Annotated in this window: 17 protein-coding genes; 8 read left to right on the forward strand and 9 right to left on the reverse strand. The window is 59.5% G+C overall.

What is annotated here, in order from left to right:
• Positions 1-59: 59 nt before the first annotated feature.
• Positions 60-1,703 carry a chaperonin GroEL gene (gene groL / locus ACWPM9_RS16695; RefSeq protein ID WP_484755880.1) on the forward strand — a complete coding sequence of 548 codons (1,644 nt, stop codon included), beginning with the start codon at positions 60-62 and terminating at the stop codon, positions 1,701-1,703.
• Between the two features lie 577 nt (positions 1,704-2,280).
• Positions 2,281-2,724, forward strand: a complete 444-nt coding sequence (locus ACWPM9_RS16700; RefSeq protein WP_428185729.1) for a hypothetical protein — start codon at positions 2,281-2,283, stop codon at positions 2,722-2,724.
• 24 nt (positions 2,725-2,748) lie between these two features.
• On the opposite strand, the gene ACWPM9_RS16705 is transcribed toward ACWPM9_RS16700, so the two are convergent.
• Positions 2,749-3,456 (reverse strand): glutathione binding-like protein, encoded by a 708-nt coding sequence (locus ACWPM9_RS16705; RefSeq protein ID WP_484755881.1) that lies wholly within the window; start codon positions 3,454-3,456, stop codon positions 2,749-2,751.
• A gap of 203 nt (positions 3,457-3,659) precedes the next feature.
• Here ACWPM9_RS16705 and ACWPM9_RS16710 point away from each other — a divergent pair, with 203 nt between their 5' ends.
• A complete protein-coding gene (locus tag ACWPM9_RS16710) occupies positions 3,660-4,106 on the forward strand; it encodes a DoxX family protein (RefSeq protein WP_484755882.1) in 447 nt (148 codons plus the stop codon).
• A gap of 59 nt (positions 4,107-4,165) precedes the next feature.
• Here ACWPM9_RS16710 and ACWPM9_RS16715 read toward each other — a convergent pair whose 3' ends face one another.
• The 5 genes from ACWPM9_RS16715 to hisS form a co-directional block, all read right to left on the reverse strand.
• Complete coding sequence (locus ACWPM9_RS16715) at positions 4,166-4,663, reverse strand: DUF1062 domain-containing protein (RefSeq protein WP_484755883.1); 498 nt, start codon at positions 4,661-4,663, stop codon at positions 4,166-4,168.
• A 532-nt stretch (positions 4,664-5,195) separates the two neighbouring features.
• Positions 5,196-5,891: an ATP phosphoribosyltransferase gene (hisG, locus tag ACWPM9_RS16720; RefSeq protein WP_484755884.1), complete on the reverse strand. Its 696-nt coding sequence runs from the start codon at positions 5,889-5,891 to the stop codon at positions 5,196-5,198.
• Complete coding sequence (locus ACWPM9_RS16725) at positions 5,888-7,009, reverse strand: ATP phosphoribosyltransferase regulatory subunit (protein WP_484755885.1); 1,122 nt, start codon at positions 7,007-7,009, stop codon at positions 5,888-5,890. Before ACWPM9_RS16725 ends, hisG begins: the two co-directional genes overlap by 4 nt.
• Positions 7,010-7,135: 126 nt before the next feature.
• The gene (locus ACWPM9_RS16730) at positions 7,136-7,498 is read right to left on the reverse strand and encodes a VOC family protein (RefSeq protein ID WP_428185734.1); all 363 of its coding nucleotides are present in this window, start codon (positions 7,496-7,498) and stop codon (positions 7,136-7,138) included.
• Between the two features lie 164 nt (positions 7,499-7,662).
• On the reverse strand, positions 7,663-9,195 hold the full coding sequence (gene hisS, locus ACWPM9_RS16735) for a histidine--tRNA ligase (RefSeq protein ID WP_484755886.1): 1,533 nt from the start codon (positions 9,193-9,195) through the stop codon (positions 7,663-7,665).
• Positions 9,196-9,495: 300 nt separating this feature from the next.
• On the opposite strand from hisS, the gene ACWPM9_RS16740 reads away from it, so the two are divergent.
• Positions 9,496-9,948 carry a GyrI-like domain-containing protein gene (locus tag ACWPM9_RS16740; RefSeq protein WP_484755887.1) on the forward strand — a complete coding sequence of 151 codons (453 nt, stop codon included), beginning with the start codon at positions 9,496-9,498 and terminating at the stop codon, positions 9,946-9,948.
• 10 nt (positions 9,949-9,958) lie between these two features.
• A complete protein-coding gene (locus tag ACWPM9_RS16745; RefSeq protein ID WP_484757669.1) occupies positions 9,959-10,717 on the forward strand; it encodes a hypothetical protein in 759 nt (252 codons plus the stop codon).
• Here ACWPM9_RS16745 and ACWPM9_RS16750 read toward each other — a convergent pair.
• A complete protein-coding gene (locus tag ACWPM9_RS16750) occupies positions 10,714-11,766 on the reverse strand; it encodes a Gfo/Idh/MocA family protein (RefSeq protein WP_484755888.1) in 1,053 nt (350 codons plus the stop codon). The genes ACWPM9_RS16745 and ACWPM9_RS16750 overlap by 4 nt on opposite strands.
• A 123-nt stretch (positions 11,767-11,889) precedes the next feature.
• The gene (locus ACWPM9_RS16755; RefSeq protein WP_484755889.1) at positions 11,890-12,783 is read right to left on the reverse strand and encodes a LysR substrate-binding domain-containing protein; all 894 of its coding nucleotides are present in this window, start codon (positions 12,781-12,783) and stop codon (positions 11,890-11,892) included.
• Positions 12,784-12,889: 106 nt separating this feature from the next.
• Between ACWPM9_RS16755 and ACWPM9_RS16760 the strand changes: the two genes are divergently transcribed.
• From ACWPM9_RS16760 to ACWPM9_RS16770, 3 genes are all read left to right on the forward strand, one after another.
• On the forward strand, positions 12,890-13,897 hold the full coding sequence (locus ACWPM9_RS16760; protein ID WP_484755890.1) for a YeiH family protein: 1,008 nt from the start codon (positions 12,890-12,892) through the stop codon (positions 13,895-13,897).
• Between the two features lie 72 nt (positions 13,898-13,969).
• Positions 13,970-14,674: an HAD family hydrolase gene (locus tag ACWPM9_RS16765; RefSeq protein WP_484755891.1), complete on the forward strand. Its 705-nt coding sequence runs from the start codon at positions 13,970-13,972 to the stop codon at positions 14,672-14,674.
• 21 nt (positions 14,675-14,695) lie between these two features.
• Complete coding sequence (locus tag ACWPM9_RS16770) at positions 14,696-15,364, forward strand: DNA-3-methyladenine glycosylase I (protein WP_484755892.1); 669 nt, start codon at positions 14,696-14,698, stop codon at positions 15,362-15,364.
• Positions 15,365-15,433: 69 nt separating this feature from the next.
• On the opposite strand, the gene ACWPM9_RS16775 is transcribed toward ACWPM9_RS16770, so the two are convergent.
• The gene (locus tag ACWPM9_RS16775) at positions 15,434-16,069 is read right to left on the reverse strand and encodes a DNA-3-methyladenine glycosylase I (RefSeq protein WP_484755893.1); all 636 of its coding nucleotides are present in this window, start codon (positions 16,067-16,069) and stop codon (positions 15,434-15,436) included.
• Between the last annotated feature and the right edge of the window lie 170 nt (positions 16,070-16,239).

Genomic DNA, 16,239 nt, shown 5'->3' on the forward strand with positions numbered 1-16,239 from the left:
GTTACTTCTCAATCCAATCAACAATTCACCAAAGAGCTAAGCTCCGGGAGTTTTGAAACATGGCTGCTAAAGAAATCAAGTTTGGCCGCACCGCGCGCGAAAAGATGCTTCATGGCGTCGATATCCTCGCTGACGCCGTGAAGGTAACGCTCGGCCCCAAGGGTCGTAACGTCATCATCGACAAGTCCTTCGGCGCACCGCGCATCACCAAGGACGGTGTATCGGTTGCCAAGGAAATCGAACTGGAAGACAAGTTCGAAAACATGGGCGCCCAGATGGTCCGCGAAGTTGCTTCGAAGACCAACGACATCGCAGGCGACGGCACCACGACTGCTACCGTTCTGGCCCAGGCCATCGTGCGCGAAGGCAACAAGGCTGTTGCTGCCGGCATGAACCCGATGGACCTGAAGCGCGGTATCGATCTGGCTGTGTCGGAAGTCGTCAAGGACCTTCAGGCCAAGGCCAAGAAGATCTCGACCTCTGAAGAAGTGGCCCAGGTCGGCACGATCTCGGCAAACGGCGACAAGCAGGTTGGTGCAGATATTGCCGAAGCCATGCAGAAGGTCGGCAATGAAGGCGTCATCACGGTTGAAGAAGCCAAGACCGCTGAAACCGAACTCGAAGTCGTCGAAGGCATGCAGTTCGACCGCGGTTACCTGTCGCCTTACTTCGTGACGAACCCGGAAAAGATGATTGCGGATCTCGAAGACGCATACATCCTGCTCCACGAAAAGAAGCTCTCGAACCTTCAGGCAATGCTGCCGGTTCTGGAAGCTGTCGTTCAGTCTGGCAAGCCGCTCATCATCATCGCTGAAGACGTCGAAGGCGAAGCTCTTGCAACGCTCGTCGTCAACAAGCTGCGTGGCGGCCTGAAGATTGCTGCCGTCAAGGCTCCTGGCTTCGGCGATCGCCGCAAGGCCATGCTCGAAGACATCGCTATCCTGACCGGTGGTACCGTTATCTCCGAAGATCTCGGCATCAAGCTCGAAAATGTCACGCTCGACATGCTCGGCCGCGCCAAGAAGGTCTCGATCACCAAGGAAAACACAACGATCGTTGATGGTGCCGGCCAGAAGTCGGACATCGAAGGTCGCGTTTCCCAGATCAAGGCTCAGATCGAAGAAACCTCTTCCGATTACGACCGCGAAAAGCTGCAGGAACGTCTTGCCAAGCTCGCTGGCGGCGTTGCCGTCATCCGCGTTGGCGGCTCGACGGAAATCGAAGTCAAGGAACGCAAGGACCGCATCGACGATGCTCTGAACGCAACACGCGCTGCTGTTCAGGAAGGTATCGTTCCTGGCGGTGGTACAGCTCTGCTGCGCTCCTCGACCAAGATCACCGTCAAGGGTGCAAACGACGACCAGGAAGCTGGCATCAACATCGTTCGCAAGGCTCTTCAGTCGCTGGTTCGCCAGATCGCCACCAATGCCGGTGACGAAGCTTCGATCGTTGTCGGCAAGATCCTCGACGGCGACACAGACAACTTCGGCTACAACGCCCAGACGTCTGAATATGGCGACATGATCGCCATGGGTATCGTCGACCCGGTCAAGGTTGTCCGTACGGCTCTGCAGAACGCAGCTTCGGTTGCTTCGCTGCTGATCACTACAGAAGCCATGATTGCCGAACTTCCTAAGAAGGAAGCTGCTGGCGGCGGCATGCCTGACATGGGCGGCATGGGCGGCATGGGTGGCATGATGTAATAAGGCGAAAGCCTTATTACGAAAGCCAACCATAAAGCACGCCCATTGCCTTCAAGAGTTTCAGCGCGTCAAGCGCGCTGAAATGGCGGCATGGGTGGCATGATGTAATAAGGCGAAAGCCTTATTGCGAAAGCCAACCATATCGGTTCAGAAATACGGGGCGGTCTTCGGACCGCCCTTTTTCGTGCACGCTGGGTAGAATACACGTGTGCGATGTGCGACTTCCGGCGAATGTCACTCCAGGCTCGGAATATTGACAAGACACATTGCCGACACGCAAAAACAAAATATAAACATGTCTCGGCTATATATCGCTTGACCTCATGATCTGGGGTGACTTGTCTGCCCGCCCGGATGCCCGCAATAGACAGGCTCCGCGCAGTTTCCGTCGGCATGAGCCTTCCAAAGGTGCCATGACGGGTCAATGACGCATGAATGGGCTTTCTAACCGCGCCCGCGTAACTGCTACTTGCGCCGCCATAGAAAAGACCGAGGCGGTACAGTTATTGAAAATATCAGCCGAGACCATATCTTTTTGGGGATGCGGGGCCATCGGTGCGACTCGTTGAGGAATGACTTGTTTAAAATTGCCAAGTCCAGTTTTGCCGAACCGCTCGTTACCGCCTGTGCGGAACGTGACAGCGGCAATTCATCCGTCATGTCGCAGTTTGCTGCCTCCGAAACCTGGACCGGCGACCTCTCGAACGGCGTGATCCGCCTCGGCGAGCGCGCCATGGCGCTTCACGGCCTCACAAGCCCGGAATGCGGCCTCTTGTCGATGATGCGCGCCTATGAGACCAATGACCGCGGGCATATTCTCGAACTTTTCGAGCAGGCCGCCACGGCCTCCTCCAACTTCTGCTACTCGACCATGATCACGCAGGCGAATGGCAACCGCCAGCCTGTGTTTTGTATGGGTGAATCGAACGGGCTGGAAGAAAAGCTGGCCGGCACCATGCTGGGCATCTTCATCTTTCCACGCTTCAAGCTCGGCGCAAACCGTCCGCAGCCGATGGCGTGACGGCGTCACGCCATCCAGACATGGTCAGCTGGTCTCCGGAATCTCCAGGCCTTTGACGCTTGCAGGCCGTGCCTCCGCGCGCTGGACCCACTTCATCACCTTTGGAAAATCCGAAATGCCGATGACGTCGCCCGCGCCATAAGCCGCTTCAATGGCGCGCACCCACGGAAAATTGGCGATATCGGCAATCGTATACTCAGCCCCCATCAGCCAGTCGCGGCCCTCGAGGCGCTGTTCCAGCACAGCGAGCAGACGCTGTGCCTCATCCCGGTATCGCTCCATCGGGTAGGAATTGTTGGCCACCTTGTCGGCTGCGAATTTGAAGAAGTGGCCGAACTGACCGAGCATCGGGCCGATGCCGCCCACCTGGAAGAAAACCCACTGAATGGTTTCATAGCGCAGCGCCGCATCCGACGGCAAAAGCTTGCCGGTCTTTTCGGCGAGATAGAGCAGGATTGCACCGGATTCGAACAGACCGAGCGGTTTGCCAGCTGGACCATCCGGATCGAGAATGGCCGGAATTTTGCCATTGGGATTGAGCGACAGGAATTCTGGTGTCTTTTGATCATTGGTGGAAAACGACACCAGATGCGGCTCGTAAGGCAGGCCCAATTCCTCCAGCGCAATCGAGATCTTCACACCGTTTGGGGTCGCAAGCGAGTAAAGCTGGATGACCGAGGGGTCCTTGGCAGGCCAGCGCCGGGTGACGGGATAGGCGGTCAAATCAGACATGGGCATTCTCCATTTTTGCCAGAACCGGTTCGACTGAGCGAGACGTCCTCGTTTCAAACCAGTACCGAGGCAGGATCGTTAATTGTCTCCGTTTGTTGAACAATATGTGCATTATTGTCCATCTATTCAGAACGACAGAAAAAGAACATCTATAGCCACATAGTTCAGTCCCCCGATCCAACAACTCGCTTCTGGAGAAAAATATGTCCAACACGACAAATGTCGCGATCCTGGTCGCCCGTATCCTTCTGTCCTTCATGTTTATCATGTCCGGCTTCGGCAAACTGACCGACCCTGCCGCAACGGCTGGCATGATCACCGGCGCCGGCCTGCCGGCTGCAACTGCGCTTGCCTATCTCGCAGGTGCGTTCGAACTCTTGGCCGGCCTTGCCGTCCTCGTCGGCTTTCAGACCAAGATCGCCGCTATTCTGCTGGCCCTCTTTTGTGTGTTCACCGGTCTCGTCTTCCACAGCGGCACCGTTGCCATTGAAGGTTGGCCGGATGCAGCGCTTGGCTGGATCAATACGCTCAACATGATCATGATGATGAAGAACATCACACTGGCCGGCGGCTATCTTCTGCTCGCGACTGTCGGTGCCGGCGCCTATTCGATCGATGCCCGCCGTGGCATGAACACTGTCACCGCCTAAGGCTTCCCTGCCCCAAGCAAAAATGCCGCCGGAGCGATCCGGCGGCATTTTTTTGGTCTTCAGATTTGCAGTCCAGCCGCCGCATCCAACAGGGCTGCGGCATCGGACACGCCCGATAGTTCGAGCATGATGCACACGCCATCTTGCACGGAACGGCGTAGCGCATTTTTCCCTCCGACATTCGTCGTCAGGAGGCCCCGGTCAAACAGGGCCGTGACGCGCGTGCGCGACATGCCGAGTTCGCGGGAGAGAAGACGATCAATCCTCAGATCAATGGCCAGCGCCACTCCGAGTTCAATTTCCAGCGCGGTCGCGCGACTTCGAGCTGGCTCCTTCACAGTCTTGGAAATTGCAACATCGGAGGAGGTTTCGATTTGGCGCGCATAGCGCCTGAGACCTTCCATATCGAAGGCGCAGGCCGCGACGAAGACCTGATCGCTATCGCTGGCGGCAGCAAGAACTGCCGGATCGAGCGAGCGGATGGACCGTCGATCGAAGACGGGCCGGTTCCAGGTTTCGTCACATTGGTCGCAGCGATAGATGAGCCAGGCGTCCAATCGCTTTCCGTTTGCATTGAGCCTGATCTTGCCGCTGGAATGAAAGGGCCTGACGTCGCCGCATGAACTGCACGCGAGCAGGGGCCGCGGCGCTTCGCGCGGCGTGAGGGTCCACAGGACCCGGAGAATGTAAGACATAGTGCCATGATCTTCCTTAAGGGAAGTTCAGCGGGCGGCGAGGAGAGAAAACCCGTGCAGGCGCGGTTTGGCTGTGTCTTTGGATGATGAAGAGCAGGATCGGGCGGGATGCCCGGTGGCACGCTGACAATGCCGAACCGGTCTCGAACCACCACCCGATGAACGCATACGCCCGACCGCGATGACAACGTCATCGGCCCAAGCGGGGTGATTTTGGATGAGACCGGCTTTTACGACGGCAAAGTGGGACCTCTAAGTGTTATTGCTCTTCCCGAGAAGAGGTAGCAGCAGTAGCCGCCTCTCGCAAGTTCGACACATGTAACATCAAACAGTCCGGCTAAGCCTTCGCGATCATCTGCTTGCTGCGGTGGCAAGAAAGTTCGCGCCGGTGCTGTCAGAGCGCGTCTTTGACAGCCTCAATGATCCTGGCCACCGTAGCATTTCCCTCATGTTCCGGCTTGCGGGCGCGCACGAGGCAGGCTTCGGATTTGAGGATCGTGCCGTCGGACAGGATTTTCAGGTGATTGGCCTTCAGCGTTGAGCCGGTAGAGGTGATATCGACGATGATGTCGGCCTGACCGGCAGCGGGTGCGCCTTCGGTCGCGCCCAGGCTTTCGACGATGCGATAGACCTGGATGCCGTGGCGGCGGGAAAAGAATTGCTGGGTGAGCCGCCAGTATTTGGTGGCGATCGCCAGCCGGCGTCCATGGCGTGCGCGAAAATCGGCGGCGACATCGCCGAGATCGGCCATCGTGTCCACGTCCAGCCAGATATCCGGCACGGCCACGACGACATCGGCATGGCCAAAGCCCAAGCGGGCGCAAAATTCCACGCGGCTATCGGCATCGGCCAGACCTTCGCGCACCAGATCTTCGCCGGTCACGCCAAAATCCACGGTGCCATTGCCGATCTCGCGCGAGATTTCCGATGCCGAGAGGAAGGCGATCTCGATATCATCGAAGCCCTCGACCCGACCGCGATAGGAGCGATCATTGCCGACAGCGGTGATCGGCATGCCTGCCTTTTCGAAGATCGCAGCACAATCTTCTTTCATCCGGCCCTTGGAGGGCAGCGCAATTGTAATGGTCATGGCTTTGCCCTTGAAGCTTCGATCCGGTCCAACCACAGCGAGAAACCGACGGCTGGAATGCGGTCGGCAGCGCCCAGCAATGTCAGCAGCCGGTCATAGCGACCGCCACCGGCGAGAACGCCCTCCTCGCCTGCGAGCCCTATCTCGAAGACGAGGCCGGTGTAATAATCCAGCGGACGACCAAAGGCTGCGCGATAGGTGACGGTGGCAAGGTCGAGCCCGATATTGGCAAGTGCTGCCACGCGCTCATCGAAACGGGAAATGGCGGCACCGAGCTTCAGCCCGGCCGCATCGGCAAAGCCGGCAAGTGCGGCACTTGCCTCGCCCAGCGGCAATTCCAGCGACAGGAATTCCGTCAGCAGCGCCAGCGTCTTGTCATCCAGCCGCGTGGCGGCCAGAACCAGCTTCTCCTTGAGCCGGGTGGCGATTTCCTTCGGTGCGCGGCTGGCATTGGTGGAATATCCGGTCGCATGCATGGTCTCGTCGATATGCGCGATCAGGGCCGCATCGTCACCGGCTGCCACCAGCGAGGCCACCTTGAAATCGAGACCGGCGACCGGGTGCGGGCTCGCCAGATCCTGCAGCAACTGTTCCAACCGTTCGGCATTGCCAAAGGCATCGATGAGCCGCTTGCGCCAGCCATCCGGCAGGCCAAGGGCCGACAGCACCGCCTCGAATACCGACTGATCGCCAAGGGTGACTTCGAGCCTGCGGCCATCCAGCAGTTTCGATAGCACCGCATGGGCGTCGCCAATGGCGCGCGCATCGGCACCGGCAATGCCGCTATCGCCCAGATCCTCGATGCCGGCCTGATAAAATTCATTGGCGCCGTCGCGGCGCTGGCGGAACACCTCGCCCAGATAGGCATAGCGCTTGGGCGTGCCGGTGGCCGTTTCGATATGGCGCAGACAGACAGGAATAGTGAATTCCGGACGCAGGCACAGGCTTTCGCCGCGCTCGTTCTCGGTCATGAAAATACGGCGGCGCAGATCTTCTCCGGCCATGTCGAGGAAAGGCTCGGCCGGCTGAATGACGGGCGCATCAACGCGTTCGGTGCGTCGCTCGGCAAAGGCCGCCAGCAGCTCGTCGGAGAAGTCCGGCATATTGATCAAGGGCATAGGCTATCCCGGCAGTCTGTTGTTCAGGCTTTCGGGGGAAGCGAACACCACCCTTTGACCCGGATGTCAACGATTGGCGGGCGGATTGGCCCATTTTTTCCGCAAACCGGGCGCTGAGTTCGGCAATCATATTGCCTGCAGGAATTCGAGGCGGTTGCCGAAGGGATCTTCGGCATAGAAACGATCAAAGCCTCTCAAGGGCTCGTCGCGGACTGCCAGATAGCCGGCTCGGGCAATCTTCCGCTCCAGTGCGGCAACGTTTTCCACGGTGAAAGCCGGATGGGCCTTCCTTGCGGGTCGAAAATCCGGCTCGACACCGAGATGGACACGCACCGGCCCATCCTCGAACCAGCACCCGCCACGGGCTTTGAGGTTGTCGGGCTTTTCAACTTCGGGAATACCGAGAACGCCTGCATAAAAAGCCCGCGCTTCAGCCTCGCGACCGGCAGGCATGGCAAGCTGGACATGTTCAATGAAGAGAATGGACATCCGATGATCCTCCGCATGGGAGCATAGGATGATTTTCTGCCGAATGCAGCCCTCGAATAGACCGCGTAGACGAGGCTCCATCGGCGTACCGGCTCTCTCCCCCACACAGTGGGAGAGAGGCGTGATTGTCTCTTTTGCCCCTGACAGTCTGACGGTTGGAAAGTTCAGCTGTTGGCGCGGCGGCGGTCTTCAGCCTGGGCTTCCAGCATGTCCCTGACCTTGGCGACCAGGTCTGTCTCGCTGACCACTTCCTGGGCCACGCGCGCCTCGCGCCATGCGGCATTGTCCTCGATCTCGCCGGAGAGACGCTTGCCCTCGATCAGATCCTTGATCTGGACCTCACCCTTTTCGCGCTCGTCTCCACCTTGAATGATGGCGAGCGGGCAGTTGCGGCGGTCGGCATATTTCAGCTGGTTGCCGAACTTCTTCCAGTTGCCCTGATACATTTCGGCGCGAATACCGGCTGCGCGAAGCTCCTGGGTAAACTTCTGATATTTGCCCATGCTTTCGACATCGCCGTCCATGACGGTGACGAGCACGGGGGCGATCACCTCGTCCTGACCGAGCTTGCCGAGATTCTTCAGCGCCGTCATCAGGCGCGATACGCCGATGGAGAAGCCCGTGGCCGGCACCGGCTGGCCCATGAAGCGGGAGACAAGCCCATCGTAACGCCCGCCACCGCCGACCGAACCGAAGACGACCTTTTCGCCCTTTTCATTGGTGACGTCGAAGGTGAGTTCGGCTTCGTAGACGGGGCCGGTGTAGTATTCGAGGCCGCGGACGACAGAGGGGTCGATCTTGATGCGATCAGGACCGTAGCCGGCTCCGCTGACCAAACCATCAATCAAATCGAGTTCAGCGAATCCTTCGTTGTACGCTTTGCTGGCCTTCATCGCCGCAGATATCTCGTCCGCGCGTGCAGACTTGCCTCCTTCGAGGAAGGGCTGTCGGAGAACCACCGCGATAACGTACTCTATGCTTATGGGCTCCAGCCCCGCACCCTTGGTGAAGTCGCCGCTCTCATCCTTGCGGCCCTCACCAAGCAGCAGCCTCACGCCTTCCGGCCCGAACTTGTCGAGCTTGTCAATGGCGCGCAGCACGTTCAGCCGACGGCCGGCATTCTCCTCGCCGCCGAGGCCGATCGCCTCCATCACGCCGTCGAGAACCTTGCGGTTGTTCACCCGGATCACATAGTCGCCGCGCTTGATGCCGAGCGCCTCCATGGTGTCGGCCATCATCATGCACATCTCGGCATCCGCCTGGACGCCGGGGGCGCCGACGGTATCGGCGTCGAACTGCATGAACTGGCGGAAACGACCGGGGCCGGGCTTTTCATTGCGGAACACATAGCCGGCGCGATAGGTGCGGTAGGGAAGCTGGATCTCGTTGAAATTCTCGGCCACATGGCGGGCGAGCGGTGCCGTCAGGTCGTAGCGCAGGCTCATCCATTGGTCATCGTCGTCCTGCAGCGAGAACACGCCCTCGTTGGGGCGGTCCGAGTCAGGCAGGAATTTGCCGAGCGCATCGGTATACTCAAACAGCGGAGTCTCGACCGGATCGAAACCGTAACGCTCATAGACTTCGCGGATCTTCGAGGTCATCTCGTTGACGGCGCGAATGTCATGCGCCTCGCGATCCACGAAACCGCGCGGCAGGCGGGCTTTGAGTTTCTGCGGCTTCTTGTTCTTTTCGCTCATGGGTTCGGACCGTCTTTTCATGTCTTTGAAGAGTTGCGGCTGTCTTAGAGGATCGGGGTTTTCACGGCAAGGCCGCAAGGAGGCGAGGCGACGAGCAAAGAAGAGTTCTGGCGTGACCTGGCGGATTGACGACAACACGGAGGGTCGCAACTCCGTCGAGAAAATGCGACATTCAGGATGATCGTCTCGTCGTGCCGGTAGTCGAGATTGGCCACCGCGGCGACATCTATCGCCGGCGATGAATATCAACCTGTCGGCACGGTGCTGGACCCGGCCGGCGAATCCCAATAGGCCAAAGCCATGAGCACAGATATCCAGACCATAGACCTGCCCGAACTGATCTGCATCGGCATTGCCGTTGTGGCCAGCCCTGCGGAATTTCCCCGAGCCGTGGCCGACGCCTTCGAGACCTTGTATTCGACGGAGACCGATGCGACAGCTTTCCTCAAGATCTCGCAGCCGGCGCCGGGCGACCAGATCGGCGCGCTTGTGGGCTTCCTGGCGGCGCGCAAGACAAAGATCCCAGGTGGCCTGGAACGGGTTTCGATCCCTGCCGGGCAATATCTTCGCCTGCTGCATCGAGGGCCATTGTCAGAGATCGATTCGAGCTTTCGGACCCTGCATGAACACGCGGCGGCCATGGGTGCCGAGACAACGGGGATGACGCTCGATTTCGGCTATCTGCCGGGCCTTGCCGACACTCCGCACGAACTCAATCTGCAACTTGCCCCCAAGCCGCTTCTTCTCGGCTGAGGGCGTTGCGATGATCCTTGAGGCGCTGAACTATCTTGCCACCTGGCCGCTCACGTCAGCGGATCATCGAAGCTCGATCCGCTATTCGGTCAATCTGTGGTCGCGTGCCAGCCGCTGCGCCAAGGATTGGGCCGCGCATGAGGATAACAGCAAACGGGCAATGCTATCGGCCATTGCCGATCTGAAGCAGACACGCACCGCCGTGGTTCTGGGCTCCGGCCTGTTGCGCGATGTGCCGATTGTCGAACTGGCGAAAACCTTCGATACGGTGGTCCTGGTCGACCTCGTGCATCTGGCGAGCGTGCGGGCATGGTTGCGCATCAAGGGCTTGCATAATGTGCGATCGATCGAGCGCGATCTATCCGGCTTCGACGCCTTGATCGCCGGCCGCGAACCACAGCCGCTCGATTTTCTGCGACAGGTGCCCTATCTCGATTTCGTTGCATCCGCCAACCTTCTCTCGCAGATCGGACGCGGGGCCAAGCGGCGGCTGGAGGCGAGCGGACAGCCGGCGATGGAACCGGTCGCACAGCTTGCCCGCGCCCATATCGACGGTCTTCAAAACCTGCCCTGCCGGACGTGCCTGATCACCGATATCGCCTACGGCCTGATCGACCGCACCGGCCAACAGCACGAGAGCTTCGATCTTTTGTATGGGGCAGAGCGGCCGATGCATAGCGCGCAGTGGGACTGGCCCGTGGTGCCGCTTGGCGAGGAAAGACCCGACTACCGGATCGTGCACACGGTCATCGCGGCAATGCACGGCTAGCGCTTGTCGTCTAACCCTGCTGCCTGGCCGATCTCCACGACACGGTTCGTCTTGCCTGTCTCGATCAGGGCGTCAATCAGCCTGTGGACCTTGAGCGCCTCCTCGCCCGATATCTTGGGCTCGTGACCGTGTCTGATAGCCGAGATGAAGTCGGCCATGACGGCGCGGTGGTAGTCGTGCGGGAAGGCCATGGGATCGGCACCGGCACCGCCTGCTGAATGATCCGGCTCCATGGACACGATACGCCCGTCGTGGAATGTCACCTGCAGCTCCGTTCCGCGCAGGCGGGCGGTGCCGTTTTCGCAGGTCAGATTGATCTCCTCAGGATAGCCCGGATAAGCCGCCGTTGTTGCGTCGATGGTGCCGATTGCACCGTTTTCGAAGCGGACGGCAGCGCAGACCATGTCCTCTGTTTCCATCTGGTGGACCGGCGTTGTGGCGGTAAAACCGGTCACATGGGTGACGGGCCCGGCAAGGCTCAACATCAGGTCCAGTGTGTGGATACCCTGCGACATGAGAACGCCGCCGCCATCCCGGGCGAAGGTACCGCGACCGGGTTCGTCGTAATAGCTCTGCGGGCGCCACAGCCTTATCGTCGTCGAACATCCTATGATGGCACCGAGTGTGCCTTCGCGCAGCAGTTCCGTCAGGCGCAGAGCGGCCGGGCGAAAGCGATGCTGCAGGACCACACCAAGTTTGACATCGGCCTTGCGACACGAGACCACCATTTGCTCTGCTTTCGCGGTGGTAATGTCGAGCGGCTTTTCCATCAGCACATGCTTGCCGGCGTCGGCACATCGTTCGGCGAGTTCGCAATGGGTATTGGCCGGCGTCAGCACGGCGACCGCTTCAACGCTTCTATCGCCAAGAATGGTGTCGAGGTCATCGCACAGGGGAAAGGGATATTTTTCGGCGAATGCCTGACGTCGCGCAGCGCTGGGGCTGAAGGCATAGGCAACCTCGACCGTATCGGCCAGATCGATCAGTCCGCGCGCATGGGGCGTGACTGCCATTCCAAGACCTATGATGGCAATACGTGTCCTGCTCACAGCCGACTATCCTTTTCAAACACGCCTTGCATGGTTCTCCTCCCCCATTGATGCCTGGCCCTCAAATGATGCAGGGTGGGCACGTTTTGGCAAGGCTCAATGGATCATTGGCGGAAGAAGTCTTCAGGTCACGGCCGCTTCCCGGCTCAATTGCTGCAGGGCGGCTGCAGCCTTGCTCAGGCGACGCTCCTTGTGGTGCAGGCAGGAGAACTGGCGCGCCGGAAGCGCGAAATTGGCACGCGCCAGATGCCCCGCGCGCAATTGCGGTTCGGCCGCAATTTCAGAGACCACGGCTGCGCAAAGACCGGATCGGACCGCCGACAACACCGCCTCGTTGGATGGAAACTCCAGCACGACCTTCAGCGACGACGGCTCTAAGCCATAGGCCGACAGAGCGCTTTCGAACACGGCGCGCGTACCCGACCCCGGTTCCCGCATCACCCAGGCACCATCCTCCACGAGGTTTTCCGGCGCCAGTTTTCGACCATCCGCCCAGGGGTGATCGCGGCCGACCAGGAGGATCACTTCATCGCTGGCGATGCGGGTGACAGACAGTGCCGGCTCGTCGACCGGACCTTCGACAAAGCCGATATCGGCGACGCCTTCCAGCACGGCGCGCGCCACGGTGGAGGTGTTGCCGATGGTGAGATTGAGTTCGATGCCGGGATGGTCTGCGTGGAAGCGCATCAACACCCCTGGCAGCCAGTAGCTGGCAACCGTCTGGCTGGCATGGACGGACAGCGCACCCCGCGACAGGCCACCCATTTCCGCCAACATCAGCTCTGCGGCTTTGGCCCGGCCCAGCACGGCCTTTGCCTCGGGCAGGAAAGCATGGCCCTCGGCGGTCAACTCGATCCGTCGCCCCACCCGGTTGAAGAGTTCGACCCGATAGAAGCTTTCAAGCGTACGGATAGCGGAACTGACGGCAGAGGGCGTGAGCCCGATCGCTTCGGCAGCGCGGGTCAGATGTTCGCGCTCGGCAACCGCGACGAAAATGGCGAGCTGTTCAAAGGTCAAGGCATATCATTCTATTTTTCCGAACGAATTATGCCATATTATTCGATGGAAATCCATGATCGCGCATGAGATTTATCGGAACATAGTAAGTTCACGGATTATTCCCATGCCCATTTCCCAGCGTTGCCTCCATATTCTCCCCGGCCTTTTCCTCAGTCTTGGCGTTACGCTCGCTGCCATTGCCCTTGAGACATTCGAAATCGCCTTTCTGGGCGGACGCTGGCTGGAAAGCCTGGTGCTTGCCATCATCATTGGCGCGACCATCCGCTCGACCGTGCATGTCAAACCGCATTTCGAGGCCGGCATCACCTTCAGTGCCAAGCTCCTGCTCGAGATCGCGGTCGTTCTTCTGGGTGCATCGATCAGCCTCAAGGCGATTGAAGATGCCGGTGCCGGACTGGTGGTCGGAATCGCGCTGACAGTCATCATCTCGATCGGATTGAGCTTCCTTGTCGGCCGCATGCTCGGACTGTCATCGAAGCTCTCCACGCTGGTTGCCTGCGGAAACTCCATTTGTGGCAATTCGGCCATTGCCGCCGTCGCGCCGGTGATCGATGCCGATGCGGACGATGTGGCCGCTTCCATTGCCTTTACCGCCGTTCTGGGCGTGCTTGCCGTGTTGCTGATGCCGCTCTTGCAGGGGCTGCTGGGGCTAACCTCCCTGCAATACGGCACCTTTGCCGGCCTGACGGTTTATGCCGTGCCGCAGGTTCTGGCGGCCACGGCACCGGCGGGCCTGATCAGCATGCAGGCTGGAACGCTGGTCAAGCTGATCCGCGTGCTGATGCTCGGACCTGTCATCTTCACTCTGGGACTGGTACACGGTGCCCGCGACACCAGCATCTCCATGCGCCACATGCTGCCCTGGTTCATCCTGGGCTTTGCCGCCATGATCGCGCTTCGCTCGCTCGGTTTCATTCCTGAAGCAGCCCTCGGCCCGATCTCCGCAATCACCAATGTGTTGACCATCATTGCCATGGCAGCCCTTGGATTGTCTGTCGATGTCCGCCACACGGCCCGCGCCGGCGGACGGGTCATTACGGCGGCCATCTTTTCGCTGCTGCTGCTGTCGGTCATCAGCATCTTGCTCATCCACATGCTGCAGATCGCCTGATCATCCAGGCCTTTGCATCGCCACGATGGCGGCGCTAGATTGCGCCTCAACAGATGGAGGGAGCAAGATCCGATGAGCCGCCACTCGCTGACGACCGTGGGCTTCGATGCCGATGACACCCTTTGGCAGAACGAACAATATTACCGGCTGACCGAGGAGCAATTCAGGGCGCTGCTGACTGACTATGCCGAGGGCGAGCATGTGTCGGAACGTCTGCTGGAGGCCGAAAAACGCAACCTTTCCTATTACGGTTTCGGCATCAAGGGCTTTACCCTGTCGATGATCGAGACGGCGCTGGAGATCACCGAGGGCAAGGTTCCCTCAAGCGTCATTTCTGAAATCCTCAAGATCGGTCGCGAGCTTCTAAGTCATCCGGTCGAGACCATGCCGCATGCGCTGGAAACCCTGGAGGCGCTCGCCGGAAAATATTATCTGGTGCTGATTACCAAGGGCGATCTTTTCGATCAGGAGCGCAAGCTTGCCCAGTCGGGGCTCGGCACCTTGTTCGACAATGTCGAGATTGTCTCGGACAAGACCGCCACCACCTATCGCCGCATTTTCTCGATGAATGGCGAAGAGCCCGAGCGGGCGATGATGGTGGGCAATTCGCTGAAATCGGATGTTGTGCCGGCCATCGCCACGGGCGCCTGGGGCGTGTTCGTTCCACATGCCCTCACCTGGATTCTGGAGCATGTGGAAAAACCCTCCGAAGCGCCACGCTTCCGCGAGATCGCCAATCTGGGCGAGTTGCCAGACTTGATCGAGAGCCTTGGGTAATGGACGAGAGACTGGAATATCATGCACAGATTTGACGAGATCTATGCGCTTGCCGTCGGGCGCAAGGGCAGCGAAGAGGCCGTGGAGAACAATCTCGCCACGCCGAAGACACGTGCTGAAATCGCAACCCTGCCGGATGACCGCTATCTGTCCCTCATGGCGAAATGCGTGTTTCAGGCCGGCTTCAACTGGAAAGTGGTGGAAGCCATGTGGCCGGGATTCGAGGCCGCGTTTGACGGTTTCGACATCGCCCGCTGCGCCATGCTCCATGACGAAGACTTCGAGCGACTGGTATCCGACACCCGCATCGTCCGTCACGGTCCCAAGATCAGGACGGTCCAGGAAAACGCGCGCTTCGTGTCCGATCTTGCAACGGAACACGGCAGTGCCGGCGCCTTTTTCGCCGGCTGGCCTGCGGAGGATTACATCGGCCTGCTGGAGATCCTGAAAAAGCGCGGCAGCCGGCTTGGTGGCAATACCGGACAATATTTCCTGCGCTTTGCCGGCATCGACAGCTTCATCCTGTCGCAAAGTGTGGTGAACCGGCTGATTGCGGAAGGCGTGATCGACAAACCGCCGACATCGGCCAAGGCCAAGGCAGCGGTGCAGGCCGCGTTCAACGACTGGCGCGCGCAGTCAGGACGATCCCTCGTGGAGATCAGCCGGGTGCTGGCGATGAGTATCGATTGACGTGATGTGAGGATGGCCGGCAGGCCACCGGCGTATTGAGATGCTCCGAAACCAGGGATCGGGCGCCGCTCACCCCTTCGGCCGAACGAAACCGGCCCTCAGCGTCTCCACTTCGGGGCGGCAACAGCAGCCTTCGATATGGTCGTTCACCAGCCCCATGGCCTGCATGAAGGCATAGACGGTTGTCGGGCCGACGAAGCTCCAGCCGCGTTTCTTCAGTTCCTTGGACAGTTTCACAGACGTCGGCGATGTCGGGTTGGCCCGCAGGGTTTCATAATCCATGCGGGCCGGTCGTTCGTCGGCGCTGGGCTCGAAGCTCCAGAAATAGGCTGCCAGCGAGCCGTATTCCGCTTTCAGATCGACGGCCCGGCGGGCATTGTTGATGGTGGAGACGATCTTGCCGCGATGGCGCACTATGCCGGCATCGGCAAGGCAGCGGGCGATATCCGCGTCATCGAACAGCGCGACCTTGTGAAAATCGAAACCGGCAAAGGCTGCACGGAAGTTCTCGCGCTTTCTCAGGATGGTGAGCCAGGAGAGCCCGGACTGGAAACCTTCCAGGCAGATCTTCTCGAACAGCCTGATATCGTCGGTTACCGGTCGGCCCCATTCCTGGTCGTGATAGCGGCGGTAATCCTCCAGCCCGCCATGCCAGAAGCAGCGCGTCAGACCGTCGTCTCCGATAATCAGGCCGTTTTGTTCCATTCGTCAAGAATCCTACACTGTCGATCAACAGTCGTTTACCATTTGTTCACTGTTTTTCCAAACGCCCTGCTAACCCTGATGAAAGGTTTACAGGTTTGGCGGCATTTTCATGAACGCATCTTTACCATTTCGCGGCGTTCTCGGAGTCACGATGACGGCAAGCGACCAGA

The organism is Agrobacterium sp. H141 (assembly GCF_057158725.1).